Source organism: Hyphomicrobium sp. DMF-1, assembly GCF_027886585.1.
Lineage (GTDB): Bacteria > Pseudomonadota > Alphaproteobacteria > Rhizobiales > Hyphomicrobiaceae > Hyphomicrobium_C > Hyphomicrobium_C zavarzinii.
The window spans coordinates 1,832,648-1,856,438 of the sequence record NZ_CP115706.1; the positions used below are offsets into that span (position 1 = coordinate 1,832,648).

The following is a 23,791-nucleotide window of genomic DNA, read 5'->3' on the forward strand; positions in this document are numbered from 1 at the left end:
CATGCCCTTCAGCAACTCCACGGCCGGGCTTGACCCGGCTATGGAGGGGCGTGGTGTTCGTTCACTCGGACAAGCGGTCTGCACGAGGATGACGTTTGTTTTTTGTCTAAATCGCTTGCTCGCGTCGAGCCATCGTAGGTTGGCGGGGAGACGCGCTGCTGCAAACTCTCGCAGCGCAAGCCTTGCCGCGCTGGGCAGCTAAAAAGCATGTCAGCGAGCCAGGTGGTCCGCGCTCAGCGCGCGAGGAGGGGTGAGAGCGCCTTGGTGATCGCGTTGTTGCCGGCGAGGATGTCGCCGGTTTCGAGGGCCGTGTCGCCGCCGCCGATGCCGGTTGCAATGCCGCCCGCCTCACGCACGAGCACGATGCCTGCCGCGAGATCCCAGGGCTTCAGGTTCCGCTCCCAGTAGCCGTCGTAGCGGCCGGCCGCGATGTATGCGAGATCGAGGGCGGCGGAGCCCGAGCGGCGAATGCCTGCGACCTCCATCATCACCGTCTGCATCTCCGACATGAAGCGGGGATGTCCGGGACGGCCGCGATGGGGAATGCCGGTGACGACGACGGCGTCGGCCAGGGTCTTGCGGGCGGCGACGCGCAGGCGGCGCTTGTCGTTCAGGAACGCGCCCTTGCCCTTCTCGGCGGCGAACAGTTCGTCGGTCGCGGGATTGTAGACGACGCCCGCAACCAGAACGCCGTCGCGCTCAAGGCCGATCGAGATCGCGAAGTGGGGAATGCCGTGCAGGAAATTCGTGGTGCCGTCGAGCGGATCGACGATCCAGCGATGGGTCTTGTCGACGCCTTCGACCTCACCGCGCTCCTCCATCAGGAAGCCGTAGCCCGGACGGGCCTTCGACAGCTCCTTGAAGATGATCTCCTCCGCTTTGTGATCGGCGGCGGAGACGAAGTTCGCGGGCCCCTTCACCGACACCTGCAGGTGCTCAACCTCGCCGAAGTCGCGGGCGAGCGAGCGGCCCGCCTTGCGCGCGGCGGCGACCATCACATTCATCAGGGCTGAAGCGGGCATGATCGGCCAAAGTTGGAGATTGAAGCGGGCTGGAAAGCAGCCTCGCTGGGAAACGGATTGGCGAGGCTCTGACGGGTTCGGGACGGAACGTCAACCTTTTTCGGGGTTGAGCGGGACCACGTCGTTAATGGGCGCGGGTGAGCCCCTCCGTCAAGGCCGTCAGCCCGCTCAGGGCATGATCCGCTTCCTTTCGCGCCATTCGGTCGCGGCGGCTTCGGCTTTCGTTCTATCGGCATCCGGCAAGGCGGCGACGTAGAGGTCGAGCTTGTCGTCGGTCACGCCGGCGGCTTTGGCGATGAAGCGCCACTTGGCGGCTTCAACCGGGTTGGCCTCGACGCCAACGCCTTCGGCGTAGAGGTGACCAAGCCGGTTCTGGGCGCCTGCCACGCCTTTGTCGGCTGCGGCCTGGAGATACGTGACGGCCTTGCCTTCATCCACCTTCAGGCCGCGGCCCTGCAGCAGCATGACGGCATAATCGTATTGGGCGGCGGGGAGACCCTGCTCGGCGGCCTTCGCGCTCCAGCGCGCGGCTTCGAGCGCATCGTTGGGCACGCCGTTGCCTTCGAGGTAGAGGGCGGCGAGGTCGTACTGTGCGGCGGCGATGCCTTTCTCGGCCGCGTAGCGGATGTGCTGGGCGGCGCGGTAGGGGTTCTCGGGCTTGCCGGTTCCGCGCAGGAAGAGGAGGCCGAGATTGTAGTTCGCGAGCGGGTCGCCGGTCGCGGCGGCCTTCTCGAACATCTCGGCGGCGAGGTTCATGTCCTTGGCGACGCCGCGGCCTTCGGCGAGGAAGGTGCCGAGCGCCAGCATGGCCGGGATGTCGCCCAGCTCGGCGGCGCGCGCGTACCAGCGGGCGGCGGTGGTCTCGTCCTTGGCGACGCCGAGGCCGTCGGCATAGATGCGCCCGATGAGAGTATGCGCCTGCGGGTCGTCGCGGCGGGCGGCTTCCTCGGCGAGCTTCAAGGCGGTGAGGTACTGTCCTTGGTCGAAGGCGGCGTAGGCGGAGTCGTCCTGCGGGAGGTTGGCGGGCTCGCTGTTCAGCTCCGGCGTGGCGGTGTGGTGCGTGCTCTGCGGAAGGTACGGGGCGAGCATGCCCGTTGCGGCGAGGCCGCCCAGCACGCCGACGGAAAGGCCGAGAATGCCCAGAACGACAAGGTGGCTCGTTTTCAAGATCGCTGCTCCTTGGGGCTTCTTCGAGGCTTCTAGGCCGCGCTCGCCGGGGCTTTGAGCGCCGCGACGATGCCGGCTGCCCAGGCCTTGCCCGCCTCGCCCGCGATATCGCGGGGAACGGACACGGCGATGAAGTCGGCGCGTGCGTGGACGAGATCGGGGATCTCTCCCGCGGTTTCGATGCCGTAGGCGACGACGGGCACGACGAAGATGTCCGCCCACCAGGCAACGAGATCGAGCTGCGTCTCCTCGGGGTCGGCGTCGCCCCGAGCTGTGCCGAAGGCGACGTAGTCGGCGCCCGCCTCGCCCAATGTCATGGCGTCGTGGCGTGAGGCGCCGGCATCGGCGCCGACGATGAAGTCGGGCCCGAGCTTGGAGCGCGCGTTGTCGTAGGCCTCCTCGATATCGGGGCGTGCGGACAGGTGTACGCCGTCGGCGCCGATGTTCTGGGCCAAGCCGATGTCGTCCGCGACGAGGGCGGCGACTTTCTTTTTCTGGGCCATTTCAACCAGCGCGCGCGCGGCCGACGGATCGATCGCGCCCGCGTCCTTGGGCGTCAGCACCAGCGTGACGGCTCCCGTGGCGTCGATGGCGGCCGCGAGATGGGCGGGCCAGTCCTTGTCGCCCAGAACCTCGGCCACGAGGCAAATCTCCGGTGCTGCTGATTTTTGGGTCATGTCCTTCAGTCTCTTTCCGTCCGGAGCGGAGGCAGGGCTTTGCTTCCGCGAGCGTATCTGGCCCAAATCCGGCGGAAAAGCGACACCCTGTTGAGATGCGGGAGAACTCGCGGAAAGAAGCGCAGGCTGGCCGTTCTGCCCTATCGCCCTCTGGCCCTTTCCGTTATCGTCGCCAGATGCGAATCCAAGCGTAAAGTGCCGACATCTTAACGAGTTGGCTCTGTTTTGAGCAGGTTGGGTCCGGGTTGGACGGCAAACGGCCGCTCACCCGGCGGCGGCGCCGGAAGGCGGTGAAGGGGCCCGGGGCTCTCTTCGATGATCCGTTTCCTGGCGTTCTTGGGCATGAAATCGCCACGCTGATACCTGCTTTTGTCTGGAATTGTTCTGAGGGTGTTTTCACGAGTTTTGGGGTGCCGCGTCTCGCTTGACGGAGCCTGATTGATGTTCACGACTGCTTTTTTGCGCACTGCTGCCGTTACGACCGCGCTCGTGGCGATAACCGTTTCCGTTTCGAGCGCCGAGGCGCAGACAGCGGCCGTGGGCACGACGCCGAGCACGCCAGCGCCGCAGTCGTCATCGTCCTCGTCGCCCCCTGAGACTTCTGCCTTGCCAGCCGCATCGACCGTGGCGCCCGAGAAGCCAGCGTCGGAAACCCCAGCCGCTTCCGGCGCGGTCGCCAACGCGGTGACACCGGCGCCCGCTGCAACGCCTGCGCCTGCGGCCACCACGCCGCCCGCCGCGGATGCAACGCCTTCGGCCACGCCACCGGCTACGGCTGCGCAGGAGACCCCGGCTCCAGCTGCGCCGCCCGCGGCTCCTGCTGCCGCTCCTTCTTCGAGCGCGAGCACTGCCGCGCCCGCGGCTCCCGCAGCGTCCACGCCGCCTGCTGCGGCTTCCGCTCCGGCGGCCGCCACGCCACCCGCCGCAACCGTGCAAGAGGCGGCTCCCACTGCTTCACAGCCCGCCGCCGCCACTGCCACGCCGCCGGCTGCAACTCCGCCCGCGGCCGCAGCAACCGCGACACCTGCAGCCGCTCCCGCGGCTGCGCCTGCTCCCGCAACGGCGGCCGCAACGCCTCCGCCTCAGCCCGTCGTCGATCCGGTGATCGCAGCGGCGCGCACCTGGCTCGGCAGCTCGTCGAACGTTTCCAAGTCCAACAAGGATGACACGGCCGCTGCGGTCGCCTTCTACGGCGCGCGCACGGGCGGGCCGCTGTGGGTCGACAGCGCCGGCTTCAACGCCAAGGCCAAGGCCGCGATGGATGAGGTGCGCAAGGCCGACGACTGGGGCCTTTCGGCTGCTGCCTTCGATCTTCCGGATTTGAGCGGCTCTCACACGCCTGAGACGCTCGCGGCGGCCGAGGGCAAACTCACGCTCGAGCTTCTCAAGTATGCGCGCTTCGCCAAGGGCGGACGCGTCAATCCCACGTCGCTGAGCCGCATTCTGGATCAGACGCCGCCCGTCAAGGATCCCAACGTGGTGCTGACGGAGCTTTCGGCGGCGGCATCTCCGGATGCCTATCTGCGCGATCAGCATCCGCAGCATCCGCAGTTCAAGCTGCTGCACAAGGCGCTTCTGGAAGCGCGCGGAGGCCCCACCAAGACCGAGACCGATGTCGATCCCGCGCTCAAGGTGCGGATCCCGGAAGGCAAACTTCTGAAGGCCGGTGCCGACGACGCGGCGATCGCGCTCTTGCGCCAGCGCCTCAAGGTTCCGGCGGACGCCGGGGCCAAGGACACGCTGTTCGACGAGAAGGTGGAGACGGCGCTCAAGGCCTTCCAGCTCGAGAAGGGTCTCAAGGCGTCGGGTCAGCTCAACAACGCGACGCGCTCTGCGCTCAACCGCGAGTTCGAAGCCAACAGGGCGCCTGATCCCGAGCGCAAGACGCAGATCCTGGTGCTCAACATGGAGCGTTGGCGCTGGATGCCCGAGAACCTGGGCAAGATCTACGTGCAGAACAACATCCCCGAGTACATCACCCGCGTCTACAAGGGCAACGAGGTGATCTTCAAGGAACGGATCATCGTCGGGCTTCCGGCTTGGGCCACTCCGGTGTTCTCAGCGGAGATGGAGTTCGTCGGCTTCAACCCGTCATGGGGCATGCCGGATGGCATCAAGATGCGCGAGCTCGCGCCGCGTCTCAAGGCCATCGGCGGCGGTGATTTCTTCTCGAACCTGTTCGGCGGCGGCAGCAACGGCGCCGCGTCGATCCGTGCCTACGGTCTCAAGGTCTATTACGGCGGACGTGAAGTGTCGCCCGAGAGCGTGAACTGGAGCACCGCGGATCTTCGCAACTACAGCTTCATCCAGCCGCCGGGCGGCAAGAACCCGCTCGGTATCGTGAAGTTCCGCTTCCCGAACAAGCATGACGTCTACATGCACGACACGATCGAGCGGGAGCTCTTCGCGCAATCGAGCCGGGCGCTCTCGCACGGATGCATCCGCGTACAGAACCCGAAGCAGTTCGCGGCGATCATGCTGTCGGAGGGTAATGGCCTCGACGAAGCGGGCGTGCAGCGTGCGATGGCGGGCGGCGGCGAGGTTCATCTCGATCACAGAATTCCCGTGCACATGACCTATTTCACGGCGGTTGCCGACGAGCACGGTAAGGTCTCCACCTTTGCCGACATCTACGGCCACGACAGCAAGCTTTCGGCTGCGCTCACGGGCCGTGCACTCAGGCTCGATCCGGTGATCGAGACGTCGTCCTCGGAGCCGCCATACGCGTCCGAGACCACGGCGACCAGCAACACCAAGGAGCGGAAGGGTAAGAAGAAGAACACCTACGCGCCGCCCGATACGCTGGCTGACGCCATCTCGGGCTTCTGGCTGAACTGAGCCGAACTCGAACGACAAAAAAGGCGCCGGACCTCGTGGTTCGGCGCTTTTTTTGCTCATTCGGGGGAGGCGCAGCGCGCCTCAAATGCAATCAAGGCGCAACGAGGGGGGCTCGTTGCGCCTTGATGCTTTGCCTTCGCTCCAATGGCCCGAAGACCTCGTTGAAACGTGTTCAGCGTGCCTGGGTTCCGTGGCCCGGCAGAAAAATCACGCGGCCTTTTCGAGCTTCGCTTCCCACTTGCCGAGAGCAGCGAGGCTGTTCATGCGGGCGCGGTGGGTGAAGGCGCGCTGGCCGGCCGCGACGTTCTCCGCCTTGCCGCCCCAGGCGGACAGGGCTGCGGCCTGCAAGGCGCGGCCGTAGGAGAAGGTGAGGGCCCAAGGCAGGCCGCCTGCGGCGTTCATGAGGGAGAGGTGCTGCGTTGCCGCCTCGTCGGACTGGCCGCCCGAGAGGAAGGCGATGCCGGGCACGGCGGCCGGAACCGTCGACTTCAGGCAGCGCAGCGTCTTCTCGGCGACTTCCTCGGGCGAGGACTGGCGCGCGGACTTCTGTCCGGCGATCACCATGTTGGGCTTCAGGATCATGCCCTCGAGCGAAACGCGGGCGTCGTAGAGCTCGCGGAATACGGTGCGGAGCGTCCACTCCGTCACGCGGTAGCATTCGTCGATGTCATGGCTCGAGTGCTCGCCGTCCATGAGCACTTCCGGCTCGACGATCGGAACGATGCCGGCTTCCTGGCAAAGGGCGGCGTAGCGGGCTAGTGCGTGCGCGTTGGCCTTGACGCAGTTCCAGGTGGGCAGACCGTCGGCAATGGTGATGACGGCGCGCCATTTGGCGAAGCGGGCGCCGAGCTTGTAGTACTCCGCAAGGCGCTCACGCAGGCCGTCGAGACCTTCGGTGATGGTCTCGACTTTGGCCGTGGGGCCGGCGAGGGGCTTGGCGCCCATGTCGACCTTGATGCCGGGGATCGAGCCAGCGGCCCGCATGACCTCGACCAGCGGGGTGCCGTCCTTGGCCTTCTGGCGGATGGTCTCGTCGTACAGGATGACGCCCGAGACATAGTTCTTCATCGCGTCGTTGGCGCGGAACAGCATCTCGCGATAATCGCGGCGGCTGTCCTCGGTCGAGACGACGGAGATCTTGTCGAAACGCTTCTTGATGGTTCCCGAGCTTTCATCGGCGGCCAGGATGCCTTTTCCGGGGGCCACCATGGCTTGGGCGATGTCTTCCAGCTTCTCGGTCATGTGCCTCTCGTCCAGTTCATTCTCTTAAAGGTTCAATTCCGATGCGGTCCGCTGCTTCTAGGCGGCGGTCAGCTTCTTCAGGATTTCTTCTGAAACTTCGAAGTTGGCGAAAACGTTCTGCACATCGTCGTCGTCCTCGAGGGCCGCGATGAGCTTCATGATGGATTGGGCGTTCTCCTCGTCGACCTCGGTCGAGAGGTTGGGTTTCCAAACGGCTTTCACGCTCTCCGGCTCGCCGAGCTTTTCCTCGAGTGCCGCAGCGACCGTGCCGAGGTTGTCGAACGAGCAGGTGACGAGGTGGCCCGATGCATCGGACACGGCGTCGTCGGCACCGGCTTCGATCGCGGCTTCGAGGACGGAGTCGGGTGAGCCTGCCGCTGGCTTGAAGCGGATTTCGCCGACATGCTGGAACATGTGCGCGACGGCGCCGGTGGCAGCCAGGTTTCCGCCGTACTTGCTGAACACCGCGCGCACTGCGCCGCCGGTGCGGTTGCGGTTGTCGGTTAGGGCTTCGGCGATGACGGCGACGCCGCCGGGCGCGTAGCCTTCGTAACGGATGGTCTCGTAAGCCTCGCTGTCACCGCCCTGGGCCTTCTTGATGGCGCGCTCGATGTTGTCTTTCGGCATGTTCTCGGCGCGGGCGGTCTGGATGGCGAGGCGCAGGCGCGGGTTCATGGTGGGGTCGGGCATGCCGGACTTTGCGGCGACCGTGATTTCACGCGCGAACTTGGCGAACATCTTGGCCTTGGCCGCATCCTTGCGGCCCTTCTTGTGCATAATGTTCTTAAATGCTGAATGGCCGGCCATGTCCGCTTCCGAGGCTGTTTTGGGGGATGGTTCCCGAGGGCGTGTTTTGCGTCCGATTTAATGAGCGGCCGTCTGCCGCCGGTCAACCCCCTCAAGGCCCAAAAAGCCCGGAAATAGCGGAGGGAAGCGTCCTGATGGTTGATCCGGAGCAACGGCTCTGAAACAGGGGTTTTGGGGCGGATTGAGGGCCGGCCGCTTTGGCCGGGCCTCGCGGGGGCGAGTAGAATCAACTAGACTTTCGGATATCCCGCTATTGCCCAATTGCGGACCAGGGTGAGCATGTCTCACCATTGCGCCGAGGGCGGGTTAACCCATCCTCAGCGGTTGCCATAGACGATCTCTCACTCGACCCAAAAGAGCGGCTCGGTAGGCTCCAGAACGCCACCGAGCCGCAAGCTTTTCACGCGGGTCGCGAGGCCGGTCTTGTCGTCGATCTCGACCGCGAGACCCGAGACGGTTGCGGGGCCGAGGGCCGGCTCGAAGCGCTCGCGCGGGAGGCGTGTCAGGAAGCGGTTAAGCGGCTCGTCGATCTCCATGCCGAGCACGGAATTGTAGTCGCCGCACATGCCCGCGTCCGACATGTAGGCCGTGCCGCCGGGCAGCACGCGCTCGTCGCTCGTGGGGGTGTGGGTGTGAGTACCGACCACGACGCTGGCCCTGCCGTCCACGAAATGGCCAAGCGCCTGCTTCTCGCTCGTCGCCTCCGCGTGAAAGTCGATCAGGATGACATCGGCCCCGGTTTTCAAGCCGCAGGCAGTGATCTCGCGGTCGATGGCGCGGAAGGGGCAGTCGGTTTCGGTCATGAACACGCGGCCCATGGCGTTGATGACGAGCACGTCCGCGCCGTTCCTGGACTTGAGCAGGGCAGCGCCGCGTCCCGGCGTGCCGGGCGGAAAGTTGAGAGGGCGGATCAGCCGCTCCTGGCGGCCGATGAAGACGAGGGTGTCTTTCTGGTCGAACGCGTGATTGCCGAGGGTCACGGCATCGGCGCCGGCGTCGATCAGCTCCAGATGGATGGCCTCGGTGATGCCGAAGCCGCCTGCCGCGTTCTCGCCGTTGATCACGACGAAATCGAGCTTGTAGCGCTGGCGCAGGCGCGGAATCGCCTCGACGGCTGCTTTACGGCCCGCACGGCCGACGATGTCTCCGAGAAACAGCAGGCGCATCAGGCGTGCCCTCGCAGTAATGGAGGCGGCCGGTCGTGCGTCGATGCGTGTCTGGATCCCGACCTGCGTAGGGATGACGTTGGAAAATGGGAAAGCTGCAGTCCTCCCCGCTCCATCACCCCGGCGGAGGCCCAGGTCCAGGCACGTGTGGGTTTTCCGCCGCCGTTTGCCTCCGCTATGCGGGACACGGGGAGAGATCGCGCGCGACGCTTGGAATGGGCGATCATCGGCTTGTTCGTCATGCGGACTGGCACTTCAGAGGTCCGGAAGGGGTCAGGATCCAATCGAGGCGTTCGTCATAGTCGACGCGGGGCACGGCGTCGACCCGCTGCTCGTCGAAAGCGAGGCCAATCGAAACGACCGGCTTCAGCGCCCTGAGGCGCGCCAGGGTGCGGTCGTAAAAGCCTCCGCCATAGCCGAGGCGGTATCCGAGGGTATCGAAGGCGAGCAGCGGACCCAGCACGATATCGGGGTCGAGCACGGGCGCCTCGGGCAGGGGCTCGCGGATGCCCCATGTCACTTCGCCCAGCGGATCGCCCGGTGACCAGGCGCGGAACAGAAGAGGTTTGCCCTTCGCCTCCATAACAGGCAGGCAGAGGCGATAGCCTTCGGCCATGAGGCGCAGCATGAGAGGCGTTGGGTCGATCTCCTCGCCGATGGCCAGGAAGCCCGAGACGACGGCAGGGGCCGCGCGTCCCGCGAAGGCGATGCCATGGCGGGCGATGTCCGCGGCGGCGGTTGCGCCGTGGCGGGCGAACGCGTCCTTGCGCGCGGCCTTCGCCTGGCGGCGCATCTCTTTCTTTTGGTCGTCTACCGAGGCTGGCGAAGCGGAATCTTTCACGAGGCGTCCGGCGGAGGTTTTGGGCACGTCCGCAAGACGGGCGCGGTCAACGAGGAAGGGAAAGTGCCGCGGTGGCCGTTGGAACGGTTGATCTCGCCGGGTCCCTACAAATGTAAGGTGGGCGCCATATGTCCGGGGCCACGGCCCCGGCCAGGGACAGCTCCCAGGCAGATCTTATAGGCCCTGGAGATTCATGTGTTCCTGACGAACCCCGCAGCCTTTTCAACATAGGATGCGGCCGGGAAAAAAGCGAGGGCTCAGTCCGTTCTGTCGACAACGCCGCTGAGCGACTCGATGACCCAGTCGATGCGGCTGGCGACGGCGCTGCGGCTTTCTTCGAGCGCGGCGATCCGTGAGCGGGCGATCTCGAGCTCTGCCTTGAGCTTGTCGCGCTCCTGCTCGAGCGCCTTCACGCGTGCCTCGGTGCGATCGGCAGGGGCAGCGGCGGAAGCCGGCTCCTTGGCGCGGCTGGCCGGACGTTTCGCTTTCTCTCTGACCCGCTGCACCATGAGTTAACCCGTGTTTTCCCTCGTAAGCCCCGGTACGCAACAGATCTGCCTACCACCCCGTAACAGCATAAGGAATCTCATCTTGCGGCGCAAGAAATGAGGTTTCCGGAATGATGGTCAACGCGATCAATTTTGCCAGAGGCTCGCGGTGTGGCGGGAGATGGCATTGACAGGGCGGGGGGTCCCAAACTTAATGGCGCCCGCCCGGCGGGATTTTCAGGTGCTTCGCTTCTGTCCGCGCCGTCCCGCCCAACAATTTTTACCACCGGTTTGGAGGACTTTTCATGGCACTCAAGGTCGCGATCAACGGATTTGGCCGCATCGGCCGCAACGTGCTGCGCGCGATCTACGAGTCGGGCCGCACGGATATCGACGTGGTGGCAATCAACGACCTCGGCCCGGTGGAGACGAACGCGCATCTTCTGCGCTTCGACAGCGTGCATGGCCGCTTCCCCGGCGAGGTGGTTGTCAAGGGCGACAGCATCGACCTCGGCCGCGGGCCGATCAAGGTGACGGCGGTCAAGAACCCGGCGGAGCTTCCGCACAAGGACCTCGGCGTCGATATCGCGCTCGAGTGCACCGGTATCTTCACCAGCAAGGAGAAGGCCGCCGCCCATCTCACGGCGGGCGCGAAGCGCGTGCTGGTCTCGGCTCCGGCGGACGGCGCCGACCTCACGGTGGTCTACGGCGTCAACCACGAGAAGCTGACCAAGGATCATCTCGTCGTCTCGAATGCCTCGTGCACGACCAACTGCCTCGCGCCGGTGGCGAAGGTGCTCAACGATCTCGTGGGCATCGAGAAGGGCTTCATGACGACGATCCACAGCTATACGGGTGATCAGCCGACCCTCGACACGCTGCACAAGGATCTCTATCGCGGCCGCGCGGCGGCGCTGTCGATGATCCCGACCTCGACGGGCGCTGCGAAGGCCGTCGGCCTCGTGCTGCCGGAGCTCAACGGCCGTCTCGACGGCACGGCGATCCGCGTTCCGACGCCCAACGTGTCCGTGGTTGATTTCAAGTTCGTCGCCAAGAACGAGACGACCAAGGACGAGATCAACGCTGCGATCAAGGTGGCCGCATCCCAGCACCTCAAGGGCATTCTGGGCGTCACCGATCAGCCGAACGTGTCGATCGACTTCAATCACGACAGCCGTTCGTCGATCTTCCATCTCGACCAGACCAAGGTTCTGGACGGCACGCTCGTACGCGTTCTCTCCTGGTACGACAACGAGTGGGGCTTCTCGAACCGCATGGCCGACACGGCCGTTGCCATGGGCAAGCTGCTTTAAGGCGGGCTTACGCCGATCGCTTCGCGCCCGCTGTCCGGCTGCCGGACAGCGGGCGTTTTTGCGTTCAGCGCATCTCGAACAGCTCCTGGTGGAAGCTCGCGGCGTCGAGACCGTGGGCGATGAAGTCGTTGCGAAGCGCTTCGCCGAATCGCGGCGGGCCGCAGAACCAGAAGCTCGCCGTTCGCCAACCTGGAACGGCCTCGCGGATGCGGTCTGCGTTCAAGAGGCCATCCCTGGCATCGACGAGCACGTGCAGGCGCACATTGGCGGCCTTGGCGTCGGCGGTGAGCTTGTCGATGGCTGCCTGATCGAAATCGGTGGTCGGGTGGAAGAGCACGATCTCCTGGGGTGAGCCGGATCGCGCCAGCTGCTTCATGCGCGCGATGAACGGCGTGATGCCGATCCCGGCGCCGATCCAGATCTGGCACGGCTGCTTATCGCCGAATGTGAAGCAGCCATAGGGGCCTTCGACGCTGACGGGCAATCCGGCTTTCAACGTCTCATGAAGGCGCCCTGTGTGGTCGCCGAGCGCCTTGGTGATGAAGACGATGCGCTGGGTGGCTGGGTCCCAGGCGGATGCGATGGTGTAGGGATGGGCTCCTTCCACCGCATTCGACGTCACGAACGCGAACTGGCCTGCCTCGTGCCCTTTCCAATGGCCATCCTCGATCCTGATGGAGGTTTCGAGAACGCGGAGCTCCGGATAGTAGGTGAGGGTTTCGATGGTGCCTTGCGCCGTGCGCCCCGCGCCGATCCGCTGGAAGAGCGCCATCCCAGCAGCCACCGACCCGGCCAGCATCAAGATTGCGGTGACCCAGCCGACGGGCTCGTTCCAGTACGAGGTCTTCGTGAGCACGACCGCGTGATAGACGAGGATCAGGTAGGCGACCGCGATCCACTTATGCGTTCTCGCGAACCAGTGGTAGGGGAACCGCTTCCACAGCGCGAGGGCGATCAGCACGACGGCGGCATAGAAGGCCCATTCGCCCACGAACTCGGCAAGGCCACGCTGGCTTCTGAGCCAGCCCTCAATGGGACCGAAGACCTGATCGCCTCCGTGCCGGCGCTCCGGCCGCGTCAGCCAGCCCCATCCTACCATCCACTTGGTGCCCTTGGCCCACCACCAATGGAGCAGGCCGGCGACGAGCGCCGTAATGCCGAGCCATTTATGAAGGCGGTACATTTTGTCGAGGCCGCCGAGCAGCGGCTCGGGCCATAGCGGACGGACGGCGAGCAGCGTCGCCGCGCTCATGGCGCCGATGGCGAGGATGCCCGTGTATTGGACGAACACCGACCGAAACGAAAAATAGGTCAGCGGGTCGGGCAGGATCGTATCGGCCAGGAGCCAGAGGGCCGTAAGCATCGCGATGAACGCGATGAGGGCTGTCTTGATGTTTCTCATAGTTCGGGCCCGCGTTTTTTCTTTGTGGATCGAACACTAACGGGCGAAGCGCGGAGCGGTTTGATCGATCACAAATGGGTCCGGGTGCGGATGCCTCAGCGCCAGAAGTAGCCCGCAGCGATGAGCCCACCGCCGGCCAGCAGCATGAGAATGGCGATGAAGTTCGCCACCTTGGCGGCGAAGTGGCCGATGACGGTGCCGGCTGCGCGCTTGGCCTTTCCACCGACGGAGGCTCCCGCATTGATGTCGCGCAGCTTCTGCTCGAGCGCGGTCGGATTCTCCGATGTGCGCTGGCCGGTAGCGACCTGCCAGGCGCTGTCGACGGCGGCGCCCGCAAGGTCGTAGCGGGAAACCCGCCACATGATGAAGAGCGCGAAGAGGGCGATGCCCGCGCCCCAGATCATCATCCATTCGTTGGTGCCGAGCGTCAGCGACTGAAGCATAGGGGTCCCCCGTGTGGCGGCGTTGATTGGAAACTCGGCGGTGGTGAGTGGAGACGTGCGCGCCGTCAATCCAGCTTGCGGCAGGAATATCCGAAGCCCTTGATCTTTTTCATGATCGGCTCGGACGCGGTGACGATGCCCTCGATCTTCTCACGCCCCAAGGCATAGGCCACGCTTTCTTGGTCGTAATCGGGCAGGGGCTCGGCCTTCTGCGCCTCGACGTAGGCACAACCCGACTCGCTGTAGCAGGCAATGGACAGGCCTTCGAGCGAGGCTTTCAAATCCTTGAGGCAGAGGAATTCGGGGGAAGCGCCGCCGGCGCTGGCGGGGCTTGCCGCTGTCATGAGTGCGGCCGCGACGGCAAGTGCTGCGGGGGCGGAAAAGCGCATGGTGTCCTCTGGGGTTCCGTATGCTGAGCCTATCCCCGGGCATAACTTCTGAAAAGCGTTCGTAAGTCTCCGTCGCGCGAATCGCGGTATCGGGAGGGATGCAAAAGGACAGGCTGGTTCGCATCATCGGTATCGATCCCGGGCTTCGGCGCACGGGCTGGGGTGTTATCGAAAGCGATGGCGTGCGGCTCAGCTATGTCTCTTCGGGCCTCATCACGTCGACCTCCGACGAGGACCTGTCCTACCGGCTGCGAGAGCTTTTCGAGGGGCTTCTCGGTGTGCTTTCGTCGTCGAAAGCGGACGAGGCGGCCGTCGAAGAGACGTTCGTCAACGAGAACCCACGCTCGACGCTGAAGCTCGGGCAGGCGCGCGGCATGGCGCTGCTGGCGCCTGCGATGCGGGGCCTCAGGGTCGCCGAGTATCCGCCGAACCTGATCAAGAAGGCCGTCGTCGGCTCGGGTCACGCGGACAAGCGGCAGATCCAGGCGATGGTCGGGTTTTTGCTGCCCAAGGCCAAATTCGAGAGCGCGGACGAGGCGGACGCCTTGGCAATCGCTATTTGTCACGCCAATCATCGCGGGGCGGCGGCGCTCGCGCGGCGCGTGCTGAAGGAGGAGATGCGCGGATGATCGGGCAGCTCAAAGGCAAAGTGGACGCCATCGGGGAAGCCCATGCGATCATCGATGTGCATGGCGTGGGCTACGAGGTGCAGCTTTCGGCGCGCACGCTGCGCAATCTCAAACTCGGCGAGGACGTGACGCTCACCATCGATACGCATGTGCGCGAGGATGCCATTCGCCTCTTCGGGTTCCAGAGCGAGGTGGAGCGGAGCTGGTTCCGCACGCTGCAGAACGTGCAGGGCGTCGGCTCCAAGGTGGCGCTGGGCGTGCTCGGGGTGCTGTCCACGCACGATCTCGCCAATGCCATCGCGCTCGGCAATTGGGCGGCGGTGGAGCAGGCGCCGGGGGTCGGCAAGAAGCTCGCGCAGCGGATCGTGGCGGAGCTCAAGGACAAGGCGCCCGCGCTCTCGGTTGCGGGGCTGCACATTCCGGTGGCGGGGCCGGGGGGGCCTGTTGCCGCCGAGCTGCCGCCGGACGGCCTTGCCACTGCAGAGGCCATTTCCGCGCTGACCAACCTCGGCTACAACCCCGCGCAGGCCTCCGCGGCCGTTGCGGCTGCCGTGAAGGAGCTCGGAATGGACGCGGATACCGCGAAGCTGATCCGGCGCGGGCTCAAGGAGCTGGCGCGGTGAGGGGTAGGCAGTAGGCAGTAGGCAGTAGGCAGTAGGAACTGGCTCGATGTGCAGGCTTTTCTCGTTTCCGGTGTGGCTCGTGCTGTCGCTGATCTGGACTGGGCTCGTCGCCTACTTTGGCTACACGACCGCGCCGCATCTGCCGCTCGACGTTTCGGCCAATGATCCGGGGACCCTCGAGGCGTTCAGGGCGGCGACGAGCAAGCATGCGATCATGTTCGGCCTGCTGGCAGCTGGACCGCCTGCGATTGCGCTGCTTGTCGGCAAGCTGGTGTGCCGGAGGGCCTAGCATCGCTGCTTTTCTGGTGTGAGATCGCCCGTGTGGCCGCCGTGCGCTTGACGGCGTGTGCGAACACGGTCAGGAACAAATCATGACCGACCGCCTTATCAGCGGAGCGAAGCGCGAGGCGGATGCCTACGAGGCGTCGATCCGGCCGCGCTCGCTCGACGACTTCGTGGGCCAGGAGCAGGCGCGCGCAAACCTTCGCGTCTTCATCGCGGCGGCGAGGACGCGCGGCGATGCGCTGGATCACGTGCTGTTTGCCGGCCCGCCCGGCCTTGGCAAGACGACGCTCGCGCAGATCATGGCCAAGGAGATGGGGGTCGGCTTCCGCGCCACCTCGGGGCCGGTGATCTCCAAGGCTGGCGATCTCGCCGCGCTTCTGACCAATCTCGAAGAGCGGGATGTGCTCTTCATCGACGAGATCCATCGCCTCAATCCGGCGATCGAGGAAATCCTCTATCCGGCGATGGAGGACTTCCAGCTCGACCTCATCATCGGCGAGGGGCCGGCGGCGCGCTCGGTGCGCATCGATCTCGCGAAGTTCACGCTCGTCGGCGCGACGACGCGGGCGGGGCTGCTGACGACGCCGCTGCGCGACCGGTTCGGCATTCCGATCCGGCTCAATTTCTACACGGTCGAGGAGTTGGAGAGCGTGGTGACGCGTGGCGCGCGCGTGCTCGGCGCGCCGATCGGTCCGGATGGGGCAACCGAGATCGCGCGGCGCGCGCGGGGTACGCCGCGCATCGCAGGGCGCCTCTTGCGACGTGTCCGTGATTTCGCGGCGGTGGCGGGGGCCGACATCATCGACGCTGCCATTGCCGACAAGGCGCTGCGCGCGCTCGAGGTGGACCACGCCGGTCTCGACGCGCTCGATCACCGCTATCTCACCTGCATCGCGACGACCTACGAGGGCGGTCCCGTCGGCATCGAGACCATCGCGGCGGCGCTTTCCGAGCCGCGGGATGCGCTGGAGGAGATCGTGGAGCCCTATCTGTTGCAGCAGGGGTTTATCGGGCGCACGCCGCGCGGGCGGGTGCTGACGCTCAAGGCCTTCCGCCATCTCGGAGTTTCCGGACCGGCGCGGGCATCGAGCCCGGAGCTGCCGATCTTCGAGGACGACGAAGGAAGCTCGGCTTGACGGGCGTCCTCTGTGTGCGGTCTATGCGTCCTCGGTGCGCTGCCTCAGCAACATTCTGGTCATCATTTGGTGCTGAGCTTGGCGCCGGTCCGGCGCGCTCATTTCGTCGCGATCAATTTCGGCACAATTCAGAGGCCCCGTGTTGATCTCCCGCAGAACGCTGCTCAAGGGGCTCGCGCTTTCCGGCGTGGCGTCCATGAGCTTCGGTGGCTATGCGCTGGCCGAGCCGTTCCGTCTCGGCATCACGCGCTACCGGATCTCGCCTCCGGGCTGGACGCCTGGTCTCTCGCTGCGGATCGCCATCATCACCGATCTTCATATCTGCGAGCCGTGGCTCGGCATCGACCGGCTGCGCCGTATCGTGGCGCGCGCCAACTCGCTGTCCGCCGACATGGTGCTGCTGCTCGGCGACTACGTGGCAGGCTGGCGCATGGGCGTGTTCAGCCGCGCGGTGAAGCACGAGGATTGGGCAGGCGTGCTCGCGGAGCTCAAGGCGCCGCTCGGCGTTCATGCGGTGCTCGGCAATCACGACTGGTGGGAGGACCCCGAGGTGCAGGAGCGGCGCTCGGGTCCCATCAAGTCGCGGGAGGCGCTGGAGGCGGCGGGCATCCCCGTCTACGAGAACGATGCGGTGCGCATCGAAAAGGAGGGGCTGCCGTTCTGGCTCGCCGGTCTCGGAGACCAATGGGCTTATTGGCCGAAAGAGGATACGCGCGGGCTCGCCCACAAGAGCGATGGCTATGTGGGGGTCGACGACCTCGCGGGCACGCTCGCCAAGATCGGCGACGATGCGCCGGTGATCCTGATGGTGCACGAGCCCGATATCTTCCCCGAGGTTCCCGCGCGCGTGTCGCTCACGGTGGCGGGCCATACCCACGGCGGGCAGGTGACGATCGCAGGGTTCGCGCCCATCGTTCCCTCGCGCTACGGCCGGCGCTATGTTTACGGCCATATCGTCGAGGAGGAGCGCAACCTCATCGTGTCGGCGGGGCTCGGCTGCTCCACGCTGCCCATCCGCTTCGGGGCGCCGCCGGAAATCGTGGTCATCGATGCCGTGTCGGGCCACGACTTCGCCTGACGCAGTGCCGTTTCTATTGGATCTCAGACACCCTCATGAGCGAGACGACAAACGCCTGGCCGGACATTGCGGGCCGCATCATCGACGACGAGACGGGGCGGCGGCATATCCTGCCGGTGCGCGTCTATTTCGAGGATACGGACGCGGGCGGCATCGCCTATCACGCCTCCTACATCCGCTGGTGCGAGCGCGGGCGGACGGATTTCCTGCGGCTTCTCGGCACCGATTCCCGCCGTCTGATCGACGGCTCGGCGAGCCATGAGCCCGCCGCGTTCGTGGTCAGGCGGATGACGTGCGATTTCCTGCGGCCCGCGCGCATGGACGATCTTCTGATCGTGGAGACGCGGGTGAAGGAACTGGGCGGCGCGAGCGTCACGCTTCTGCAGGCAGTGGTGAACCAGGGACGGCGCGTGTTCGAAGCCGAGGTGACGGTGGTGCTGGTGGCGGTCTCCGGCAAGCCGGTGCGGCTCTCGACGGCCGTCCGGAGTGCTTTCGAGGGCGCAGATACTGGGAAAGTTGCTCCCCCCGGCGCGTGAGGCGCATAGACAAGTCATGCGCATGCGGGAATGATGCCCGGCGTACAGGGGTTTATGGGGGAGCAGCATGACCACCGCGAAGGATTCACGCGGCGTCGATCTCGACATCAAGGATGCCGTGGAAGGCTATGAGCGCTTCCGGCTCGAGTTCGAGCGCGACAGGGCCTTCTTCAAAGGTCTCGCAAACCGCAAGCAGAAGCCGAAGCTGCTCTGGATTGGCTGCTGCGACAGCCGCGTGGTGCCCTCGCAGATCACCTCGGCGGATCCCGGCGAGCTGTTCGAGGTGCGCAACATTGCCAACTGCGTGCCGCCGTCGTGGGCGGAAGACGACACGGTGGGGGCCGCGATCGAGTATGCTCTGGGGCACCTCGGCGTGGACGACATCGTGGTGTGCGGACATTCGGGATGCGGCGGCATCCAGGCGCTGGCGGAGCCTATTCCGCCCGGCCAGGAGGCGCACCTGGGGCGCTGGGTGGAGTACACGCGGCGGGCCCATCAGCTCGTGGCGGCCGCGCGCGTGCCCGAGGCCGAACGTATGGCGGCGACCATCCGGGCGCACATCCAGTTCCAGCTCGACAACCTGATGACCTACGAGATCGTCGCTCAGGGCGTCGCCGAAGGGCGGATCGGCATTCACGGCTGGCTCTACGACATGGAGCTGGGCGAGATCCTGGCCTACGATCCCAAAACCGGCGCGTGGCGCGGGCTTCAGGACGCCGCGGCGGGGACGGCATGACCTCGATCGCCCTCTTCGTGCTCATCGCGCTGTGCGAAATCGCGGGATGCTTTGCCTTCTGGGCCTGGGCGCGGCAGGGCGCGCCAGCGTTCTGGCTCGTTCCGGGCGTGATGTCGCTCGTCGCTTTCGCCTGGCTCCTGACGCGGGTGGATGCGGAATTCGCCGGGCGGGCCTATGCGGCCTACGGCGGGGTCTACATCGCGGCGTCGCTCGGATGGCTGTGGGCTTACGAAGGCTTCCGTCCGGACCGCTGGGACCTCCTCGGCGGGGCGATCTGCCTCGCCGGAACGGCGCTCATCCTCTATGGACCGCGTTCAGCCTGAGCGTGTCGTTTTTCGCTCGTCCGGAGGCTGTCCGTACCGGTCGCTGGCCCTTGTTTTGTCATATTGCGCGGCAACATGGGTCTTGATGGTCCGTGCGCGCCAGTGCACGTTGCACACGCCAGGGGGCGGAGTGCTGATTCTGCACCAACATGTCGACGGGGCACTCGGCCGCCCGCTCCAGAGCACGTTCGCTCTTCTTCGAAACGGGCCGTGAGGGGGAGCGTGCGCTAAGTTTTGGTTTCGAGTCCGGTTTCGCTCCCGGTGCGCGCTCCGCTCGCATCTCGGCGGCCGGGCTCTCGGTCTCTGACGATGCCGGCGAGTTGCGCTTCGGATGGATAGGATCCGCGGCGATCACGGTCCAAGTCTCGAAAGACGGTTGACGCAATGAATCCCGCAGACGTGACGCAAACCACCCTTGCGCCCCAGGCGCATGGCGTATCCTTCATCGAACTCTTCATGCAGGCCTCGCCGACCGTCCAGTTCGTGATGGGCGGCTTGCTGCTGGCCTCCGTGTGGTCGTGGGCGATCATCATCGAGAAGCTGATCGCGTTCCGGCGCGCGCGGATCGAGGCGGACCGCTTCGAGCAGACCTTCTGGTCGGGCCAGTCGCTGGACGAGCTCTACAATGGGCTCTCGCGCGGGCGCACGATCACCATGGCCGCGCTGTTCGTCGCCGCGATGCGCGAGTGGAAGCGCTCCGTCGAGGGCAACATCCGTGCGCTCGGCGGCATCCAGCTTCGCGTCGAGAAGGTGATGGACGTCACCATCAGCCGCGAGATGGAGCGGCTGGACCGCAGGCTTCTGTTTCTCGCGACGGTCGGCTCCACGGCGCCGTTCGTCGGTCTGTTCGGCACGGTGTGGGGCATCATGACGAGCTTCCAGGCCATCGCCGTCTCGAAGAATACCAACCTCGCCGTCGTCGCGCCGGGCATCGCGGAGGCGCTGTTCGCCACTGCGCTCGGCCTCATGGCGGCCATTCCGGCGGTGGTTTTCTACAACAAGTTCTCAGCCGACTCGGCGCAGATCAGCCAGCGCCTCGAAGCCTTCGCGGACGAGTTCGCCGCGATCGTCTCTCGCCAGATCGACGTGAGGAGCTGACGACCTCGTGGGATGATCGGGAAATTCGCCATATCGAGCGATCAGGTTCAGAGCGCATTTCTCGATCTGAACCACACGAGTAAATCTTTGATTCTAGTGTCCCCTGTGATTCCGAAGTTCGCTCTGGGACCTAGCCGCAAACTCAAGCGAACTTCGGAATCGGGACACTAGATGGGGATGAGCATCAAAGCGGGGGGTGGCGGCAGGCGCCGGGGCCGGCGCGGTCGCGGCCATGCGCCGATGAGCGAGATCAACGTCACGCCGATGGTGGACGTGATGCTCGTGCTGCTCATCATCTTCATGGTGGCGGCGCCGCTTCTCACGGTGGGCGTGCCGATCGAGCTTCCCCAATCGCAGGGCAAGCAGCTCGAAAGCAACAAGGAGCCGCTCACCATCTCGGTTTCGGCCAACGGGGATGTTTTCATCGGTGAGACGAAGGTCGCGCTCGACGAGGTGGCGGAGAAGCTCAAGGCCATCGCGAAGAACGGCGTGGACGAGCAGATCTTCGTGCGCGGCGACAAGGGTATCACCTACGGCACGGTCATGCTCGTGATGGGGCGCATCAGTGCCGGCGGTTTCAAGAAGGTGTCGCTCGTAACAGAGGTGGAGGATGGGGCCAAGGCCCCTTGAGAATCGAGACGGGCTCGCGGATCGGAGACGACGCCCGGCGCCGGGCCCGCACGAGGACAATGGCATGATGCAGCACAGGCGAGCACATGAGGCGCAAGGCGCCGGCCGCCCGACATCATTCCGGGCGAAGCTTCGCGCGCAGTTGAGCGTGCGTGCTTGCGCGCACTCCGGCGGCCTCCTCACGCCACGTAGCGGGGGCTAGCCGTGCAGTTCGGACTGGCCGTTTCCATTCTTCTACACGGCGGCGCCCTGTTATGGGCGTATCTCGCCATGGCCGCGACGCCGCCTTTGGCGCCGCCCGAGCCCGAACCTATTGCGGTTGCGCTCATCACGCCGTCCGAGCTGCTCGCGCTCAAGAAGGGCAGCGAGACGGCGAAGGAGCTCGAAGCGAAAGCCAAGGACGAACCCAAGCCCGAAGTGTCGAAGCTCGAAGCTGAGAAGCCCAAGCCGGTGACGGCGCCCGAGCTTCCGGTCGAGCCTGCGCCGCCGCCTCCGGAGGAGAAGAAAGCGGCCGAGGCCCCCCCGCCTGAGCCTCCCAAGCAAGAGCCTCCTAAGCAGGAACCCCCGAAATCCGATCCGATCGCGGAGAAGCTGGCTGCCATGCCGCCCGATCCGCCGCCGGGGCCGACGCCCGACGAGCTGAAGAAGGCTGAGGAAGAGAAGAAGGCGGAGGAGCAGCGGCAGGCCGAAGAGAAGCGCAAGGCGGAAGAGCAGAAGAAGGCGGAAGAGGAAAAGAAGAAGGCCGAGGAGAAGCGCAAAGCCGAGGAGAAGAAGAAGGCGGAGCAGAAGAAAAAGCTCGCCGAGCAGAAGCGCAAAGAGGAAGAGAAGAAGAAAAAGCAGCAGCAGGCCGACCGCCTCGCGGCGTTGTTGGACAAGGATCCGACACGCAAGGGCGCGCCCAATTCCGCGACACCGCCGACCAATCCGACGGACTATACGGGGCCGACGGCGGGTGCGAGCGAGGGCGACGCACCGCGGCTATCGGCGCGCGAGCAGGACATTCTCAAGAGCCAGATCAGCGCTCAGCTGCGGGGTTGCTGGAAGCTTCCGGGCGGTGGCGGCGGTATCGAGACGACGGTGGTGACGATCCGCTGGCGGCTTCATCCCGACGGCTCGCTCGACGGCGAGCCCACTATCGAGGCGCCGCAGACGGGGCCCGTGTTCCAGATCGCGGCGGAAGCGGCGATCCGCGCCGTGAAGATGTGCTCGCCGTTCAACCTTCCGCCCGATAGCTACTGGGCCTGGAAATCGATCATCTGGGATTTTGATCCGCGCGAAATGCTGTAAGCGTTACGGCTGAAACCTTTCCGGAAGCACTCTGGTGCCACGATTTGTATTGAAGATGAGGACCATGACTGATCCCCGTTCCCCTTCTCACATCGCTCTCCTGGCCCGGACCCTGATGCTCAAGCTCCCTTTGCTCGCCGCGACGCTCGTTCTGTTGGCCATGACGACGTTCGCGCCCGCCTCGTTTGCGCAAGTGGATGACGCCTATCGCCCGCCGGCCGGCGGGGGAGGCGGCGGCGGTGGTTTCGAGGATCAGCTTCGCCAGCAGGGCTATCAGACGCCGCCTCCGGGTGGCGGCGGTGGTGGCGCCGGCGGCGGCGGCGGCGGAGGCGGAGGGGGCGGCTTCTCGGGAGGTGAAGGCGGAGGCCTTCGCGGCACCCAGAGACAGGGCACGGTTGCGCCGATTCCGATCGCGATTCCGGTGTTCGTGGGGGATGATCCGAAGCTCGCCGCAGACGTTGCGCAAGTGCTGATGGCGGACCTCGAGCGGTCGGGCCTGTTTCAGCCTCTGGATCCGGCGTCGTTCCTTGAAAACATTCGTGATGTCAACGCGTTGCCGCGCTTTCCCGATTGGCGCCAGATCGGCGCGGAAGCGCTCGCCGTGGGCCGCGTCACGCGTGGTCCGGACGGACGTCTCACCTCGGAGTTCCGGCTTTGGGACGTGACCAGCGGCAAGCAGCTTGCGGGCCAGCGTTTCACGACCGGCGCGCAGAACTGGCGCCGCGTCGGCCACCTCGTCGCCGACCAGGTCTACGAGCGTCTGACGGGCGAGAAGGGCTACTTCGACACGCGCGTCGTGTTCGTGGACGAGACCGGTCCCAAGGCGAAGCGGGTTAAGCGCCTCGCGATCATGGACCAGGACGGTGCCAACGTGCGGCTGCTCTCGCAGGGACAGGAGCTGGTGCTGACGCCGCGGTTCAATCCGGTCGCGAGCGAGATCGCCTACATGGCCTACACCCGCGATCAACCGCATGTGTTCCTGATGAATCTCGAGACCGGCAAGCGTGAGGCCGTCGGCGAGTTTCCTGGCATGACGTTCGCGCCTCGCTTCTCGCCGGACGGGCAGCGCGTGATCATGAGCCTTCAGAACGGAAGCGATTCCAACATCTTCGAAATGGATCTCAGGACCCGGCAGTCGCGCCAGCTCACCAACTCCGGCGCGCTCGATACGAGTCCCTGCTACTCGCCGGATGGGCGCTCGATCGTGTTCGAGTCGGACCGCGAGGGGACCCAGCAGCTCTACGTGATGGGGGCTGACGGCTCGGGAGCCCGGCGGATCAGCGTGGGCGAGGGGCGCTACTCCACGCCCGTGTGGTCGCCCCGCGGCGATTATATCGCGTTTACCAAGCAGTTAGCTGGCCGCTTCCTGATCGGTGTGATGCGTCCGGATGGGTCCGGAGAGCGAATCCTGACGGAGGGTTACCACAACGAGGGGCCGACCTGGGCTCCGAACGGGCGTGTTTTGATGTTCTTCCGGGAGAGCCAGGGCGAGACCGGCGGAGCGCGAATCTACTCGGTCGATCTCACCGGCTACAACGAGCGAGTCGTGAACACCCCTTCGTTCGGGTCGGACCCTGCTTGGTCCCCCCTCTTAAACTGATACAGTGTTTAACCGGAGCTTAACCGGGCGCGCGT

At 65.5% G+C, this 23,791-nt stretch carries 26 protein-coding genes and 1 other RNA gene; 14 read left to right on the forward strand and 13 right to left on the reverse strand.

Annotated elements, in window-relative coordinates:
* Positions 1-233: 233 nt before the first annotated feature.
* The 4 genes from PE058_RS08255 to PE058_RS08270 form a co-directional block, all read right to left on the reverse strand.
* Positions 234-1,022 carry an inositol monophosphatase family protein gene (locus PE058_RS08255; RefSeq protein ID WP_156827452.1) on the reverse strand — a complete coding sequence of 263 codons (789 nt, stop codon included), beginning with the start codon at positions 1,020-1,022 and terminating at the stop codon, positions 234-236.
* Positions 1,023-1,190: 168 nt separating this feature from the next.
* Positions 1,191-2,189, reverse strand: coding sequence for a tetratricopeptide repeat protein (locus tag PE058_RS08260; protein ID WP_271030317.1), 999 nt, complete (start codon positions 2,187-2,189; stop codon positions 1,191-1,193).
* Positions 2,190-2,221: 32 nt separating this feature from the next.
* Positions 2,222-2,866, reverse strand: coding sequence for a thiamine phosphate synthase (locus tag PE058_RS08265; protein ID WP_020086898.1), 645 nt, complete (start codon positions 2,864-2,866; stop codon positions 2,222-2,224).
* A 206-nt stretch (positions 2,867-3,072) separates the two neighbouring features.
* Positions 3,073-3,816, reverse strand: coding sequence for a hypothetical protein (locus PE058_RS08270; RefSeq protein WP_271030318.1), 744 nt, complete (start codon positions 3,814-3,816; stop codon positions 3,073-3,075).
* On the opposite strand from PE058_RS08270, the gene PE058_RS08275 reads away from it, so the two are divergent.
* Positions 3,797-5,704 carry a L,D-transpeptidase family protein gene (locus PE058_RS08275; protein WP_271030319.1) on the forward strand — a complete coding sequence of 636 codons (1,908 nt, stop codon included), beginning with the start codon at positions 3,797-3,799 and terminating at the stop codon, positions 5,702-5,704. The genes PE058_RS08270 and PE058_RS08275 overlap by 20 nt on opposite strands.
* A gap of 207 nt (positions 5,705-5,911) precedes the next feature.
* Here the strand turns inward: PE058_RS08275 and PE058_RS08280 are convergent, their stop codons facing one another.
* From PE058_RS08280 to PE058_RS08305, 6 genes are all read right to left on the reverse strand, one after another.
* Complete coding sequence (locus PE058_RS08280) at positions 5,912-6,946, reverse strand: class I fructose-bisphosphate aldolase (protein ID WP_020086895.1); 1,035 nt, start codon at positions 6,944-6,946, stop codon at positions 5,912-5,914.
* A 57-nt stretch (positions 6,947-7,003) separates the two neighbouring features.
* Positions 7,004-7,753 (reverse strand): YebC/PmpR family DNA-binding transcriptional regulator, encoded by a 750-nt coding sequence (locus PE058_RS08285; protein ID WP_020086894.1) that lies wholly within the window; start codon positions 7,751-7,753, stop codon positions 7,004-7,006.
* A 341-nt stretch (positions 7,754-8,094) separates the two neighbouring features.
* Entirely contained in the window at positions 8,095-8,919 is an 825-nt protein-coding gene (locus PE058_RS08290) for a TIGR00282 family metallophosphoesterase (RefSeq protein ID WP_271030320.1), read from the reverse strand.
* Positions 8,920-9,157: 238 nt separating this feature from the next.
* Positions 9,158-9,712, reverse strand: a complete 555-nt coding sequence (locus tag PE058_RS08295) for a 5-formyltetrahydrofolate cyclo-ligase (protein WP_271030321.1) — start codon at positions 9,710-9,712, stop codon at positions 9,158-9,160.
* Between the two features lie 107 nt (positions 9,713-9,819).
* Positions 9,820-9,983: non-coding RNA, 6S RNA (gene ssrS / locus PE058_RS08300), on the reverse strand.
* 34 nt (positions 9,984-10,017) lie between these two features.
* Positions 10,018-10,269, reverse strand: coding sequence for a DUF4164 family protein (locus PE058_RS08305; RefSeq protein ID WP_020086891.1), 252 nt, complete (start codon positions 10,267-10,269; stop codon positions 10,018-10,020).
* A gap of 284 nt (positions 10,270-10,553) precedes the next feature.
* Between PE058_RS08305 and gap the strand changes: the two genes are divergently transcribed.
* Positions 10,554-11,561 carry a type I glyceraldehyde-3-phosphate dehydrogenase gene (gene gap, locus PE058_RS08310; protein ID WP_020086890.1) on the forward strand — a complete coding sequence of 336 codons (1,008 nt, stop codon included), beginning with the start codon at positions 10,554-10,556 and terminating at the stop codon, positions 11,559-11,561.
* A 64-nt stretch (positions 11,562-11,625) separates the two neighbouring features.
* On the opposite strand, the gene PE058_RS08315 is transcribed toward gap, so the two are convergent.
* The 3 genes from PE058_RS08315 to PE058_RS08325 all read right to left on the reverse strand — a co-directional run bounded on the left by PE058_RS08315 (position 11,626) and on the right by PE058_RS08325 (position 13,795).
* The gene (locus PE058_RS08315) at positions 11,626-12,963 is read right to left on the reverse strand and encodes a ferredoxin reductase family protein (RefSeq protein ID WP_271030322.1); all 1,338 of its coding nucleotides are present in this window, start codon (positions 12,961-12,963) and stop codon (positions 11,626-11,628) included.
* Between the two features lie 95 nt (positions 12,964-13,058).
* On the reverse strand, positions 13,059-13,406 hold the full coding sequence (locus tag PE058_RS08320; protein WP_020086888.1) for a hypothetical protein: 348 nt from the start codon (positions 13,404-13,406) through the stop codon (positions 13,059-13,061).
* 65 nt (positions 13,407-13,471) lie between these two features.
* Positions 13,472-13,795 (reverse strand): hypothetical protein, encoded by a 324-nt coding sequence (locus PE058_RS08325; protein ID WP_020086887.1) that lies wholly within the window; start codon positions 13,793-13,795, stop codon positions 13,472-13,474.
* A 98-nt stretch (positions 13,796-13,893) separates the two neighbouring features.
* Between PE058_RS08325 and ruvC the strand changes: the two genes are divergently transcribed.
* From ruvC to tolB, 12 genes are all read left to right on the forward strand, one after another.
* Entirely contained in the window at positions 13,894-14,424 is a 531-nt protein-coding gene (ruvC, locus tag PE058_RS08330) for a crossover junction endodeoxyribonuclease RuvC (RefSeq protein ID WP_271030323.1), read from the forward strand.
* The gene (gene ruvA / locus PE058_RS08335; RefSeq protein WP_271030324.1) at positions 14,421-15,047 is read left to right on the forward strand and encodes a Holliday junction branch migration protein RuvA; all 627 of its coding nucleotides are present in this window, start codon (positions 14,421-14,423) and stop codon (positions 15,045-15,047) included. The genes ruvC and ruvA overlap by 4 nt, the downstream gene beginning before the upstream one ends.
* Before the next feature lie 46 nt (positions 15,048-15,093).
* Positions 15,094-15,336 (forward strand): hypothetical protein, encoded by a 243-nt coding sequence (locus PE058_RS08340; RefSeq protein WP_020086884.1) that lies wholly within the window; start codon positions 15,094-15,096, stop codon positions 15,334-15,336.
* 82 nt (positions 15,337-15,418) lie between these two features.
* Positions 15,419-16,468 (forward strand): Holliday junction branch migration DNA helicase RuvB, encoded by a 1,050-nt coding sequence (ruvB, locus tag PE058_RS08345; RefSeq protein ID WP_020086883.1) that lies wholly within the window; start codon positions 15,419-15,421, stop codon positions 16,466-16,468.
* A 142-nt stretch (positions 16,469-16,610) separates the two neighbouring features.
* Positions 16,611-17,546 (forward strand): metallophosphoesterase, encoded by a 936-nt coding sequence (locus PE058_RS08350; protein WP_020086882.1) that lies wholly within the window; start codon positions 16,611-16,613, stop codon positions 17,544-17,546.
* 35 nt (positions 17,547-17,581) lie between these two features.
* Complete coding sequence (locus tag PE058_RS08355; protein ID WP_020086881.1) at positions 17,582-18,082, forward strand: YbgC/FadM family acyl-CoA thioesterase; 501 nt, start codon at positions 17,582-17,584, stop codon at positions 18,080-18,082.
* Positions 18,083-18,149: 67 nt separating this feature from the next.
* Positions 18,150-18,818, forward strand: a complete 669-nt coding sequence (locus tag PE058_RS08360; RefSeq protein ID WP_020086880.1) for a carbonic anhydrase — start codon at positions 18,150-18,152, stop codon at positions 18,816-18,818.
* Positions 18,815-19,141 carry a YnfA family protein gene (locus PE058_RS08365; RefSeq protein WP_271030325.1) on the forward strand — a complete coding sequence of 109 codons (327 nt, stop codon included), beginning with the start codon at positions 18,815-18,817 and terminating at the stop codon, positions 19,139-19,141. The genes PE058_RS08360 and PE058_RS08365 overlap by 4 nt, the downstream gene beginning before the upstream one ends.
* A gap of 384 nt (positions 19,142-19,525) precedes the next feature.
* Complete coding sequence (gene tolQ, locus PE058_RS08370) at positions 19,526-20,239, forward strand: protein TolQ (RefSeq protein ID WP_020086877.1); 714 nt, start codon at positions 19,526-19,528, stop codon at positions 20,237-20,239.
* Between the two features lie 171 nt (positions 20,240-20,410).
* Positions 20,411-20,869: a protein TolR gene (gene tolR / locus PE058_RS08375; protein WP_020086876.1), complete on the forward strand. Its 459-nt coding sequence runs from the start codon at positions 20,411-20,413 to the stop codon at positions 20,867-20,869.
* 204 nt (positions 20,870-21,073) lie between these two features.
* Positions 21,074-22,156 (forward strand): cell envelope integrity protein TolA, encoded by a 1,083-nt coding sequence (gene tolA, locus PE058_RS08380; RefSeq protein ID WP_271030326.1) that lies wholly within the window; start codon positions 21,074-21,076, stop codon positions 22,154-22,156.
* 64 nt (positions 22,157-22,220) lie between these two features.
* On the forward strand, positions 22,221-23,756 hold the full coding sequence (tolB, locus tag PE058_RS08385) for a Tol-Pal system beta propeller repeat protein TolB (RefSeq protein ID WP_271030327.1): 1,536 nt from the start codon (positions 22,221-22,223) through the stop codon (positions 23,754-23,756).
* Positions 23,757-23,791 lie beyond the last annotated feature (35 nt).

Excerpts from the sequence above, each read along its gene's own strand:
- PE058_RS08295 (WP_271030321.1), bottom strand. The coding sequence starts at position 9,712 with ATGCGCCGCCAGGCGAAGGCCGCGCGCAAGGACGCGTTCGCCCGCCAC.
- tolB (WP_271030327.1), top strand. The coding sequence starts at position 22,221 with ATGACTGATCCCCGTTCCCCTTCTCACATCGCTCTCCTGGCCCGGACC.
- PE058_RS08290 (WP_271030320.1), bottom strand. The coding sequence starts at position 8,919 with ATGCGCCTGCTGTTTCTCGGAGACATCGTCGGCCGTGCGGGCCGTAAA.
- PE058_RS08305 (WP_020086891.1), bottom strand. The coding sequence starts at position 10,269 with ATGGTGCAGCGGGTCAGAGAGAAAGCGAAACGTCCGGCCAGCCGCGCC.
- PE058_RS08265 (WP_020086898.1), bottom strand. The coding sequence starts at position 2,866 with ATGACCCAAAAATCAGCAGCACCGGAGATTTGCCTCGTGGCCGAGGTT.
- PE058_RS08320 (WP_020086888.1), bottom strand. The coding sequence starts at position 13,406 with ATGCTTCAGTCGCTGACGCTCGGCACCAACGAATGGATGATGATCTGG.
- tolQ (WP_020086877.1), top strand. The coding sequence starts at position 19,526 with ATGAATCCCGCAGACGTGACGCAAACCACCCTTGCGCCCCAGGCGCAT.
- gap (WP_020086890.1), top strand. The coding sequence starts at position 10,554 with ATGGCACTCAAGGTCGCGATCAACGGATTTGGCCGCATCGGCCGCAAC.
- PE058_RS08355 (WP_020086881.1), top strand. The coding sequence starts at position 17,582 with ATGAGCGAGACGACAAACGCCTGGCCGGACATTGCGGGCCGCATCATC.
- PE058_RS08365 (WP_271030325.1), top strand. The coding sequence starts at position 18,815 with ATGACCTCGATCGCCCTCTTCGTGCTCATCGCGCTGTGCGAAATCGCG.
- tolR (WP_020086876.1), top strand. The coding sequence starts at position 20,411 with ATGGGGATGAGCATCAAAGCGGGGGGTGGCGGCAGGCGCCGGGGCCGG.
- PE058_RS08315 (WP_271030322.1), bottom strand. The coding sequence starts at position 12,963 with ATGAGAAACATCAAGACAGCCCTCATCGCGTTCATCGCGATGCTTACG.
- PE058_RS08360 (WP_020086880.1), top strand. The coding sequence starts at position 18,150 with ATGACCACCGCGAAGGATTCACGCGGCGTCGATCTCGACATCAAGGAT.
- PE058_RS08340 (WP_020086884.1), top strand. The coding sequence starts at position 15,094 with ATGTGCAGGCTTTTCTCGTTTCCGGTGTGGCTCGTGCTGTCGCTGATC.
- ruvC (WP_271030323.1), top strand. The coding sequence starts at position 13,894 with ATGCAAAAGGACAGGCTGGTTCGCATCATCGGTATCGATCCCGGGCTT.
- PE058_RS08255 (WP_156827452.1), bottom strand. The coding sequence starts at position 1,022 with ATGCCCGCTTCAGCCCTGATGAATGTGATGGTCGCCGCCGCGCGCAAG.
- PE058_RS08325 (WP_020086887.1), bottom strand. The coding sequence starts at position 13,795 with ATGCGCTTTTCCGCCCCCGCAGCACTTGCCGTCGCGGCCGCACTCATG.
- ruvB (WP_020086883.1), top strand. The coding sequence starts at position 15,419 with ATGACCGACCGCCTTATCAGCGGAGCGAAGCGCGAGGCGGATGCCTAC.
- PE058_RS08285 (WP_020086894.1), bottom strand. The coding sequence starts at position 7,753 with ATGGCCGGCCATTCAGCATTTAAGAACATTATGCACAAGAAGGGCCGC.
- PE058_RS08280 (WP_020086895.1), bottom strand. The coding sequence starts at position 6,946 with ATGACCGAGAAGCTGGAAGACATCGCCCAAGCCATGGTGGCCCCCGGA.
- ruvA (WP_271030324.1), top strand. The coding sequence starts at position 14,421 with ATGATCGGGCAGCTCAAAGGCAAAGTGGACGCCATCGGGGAAGCCCAT.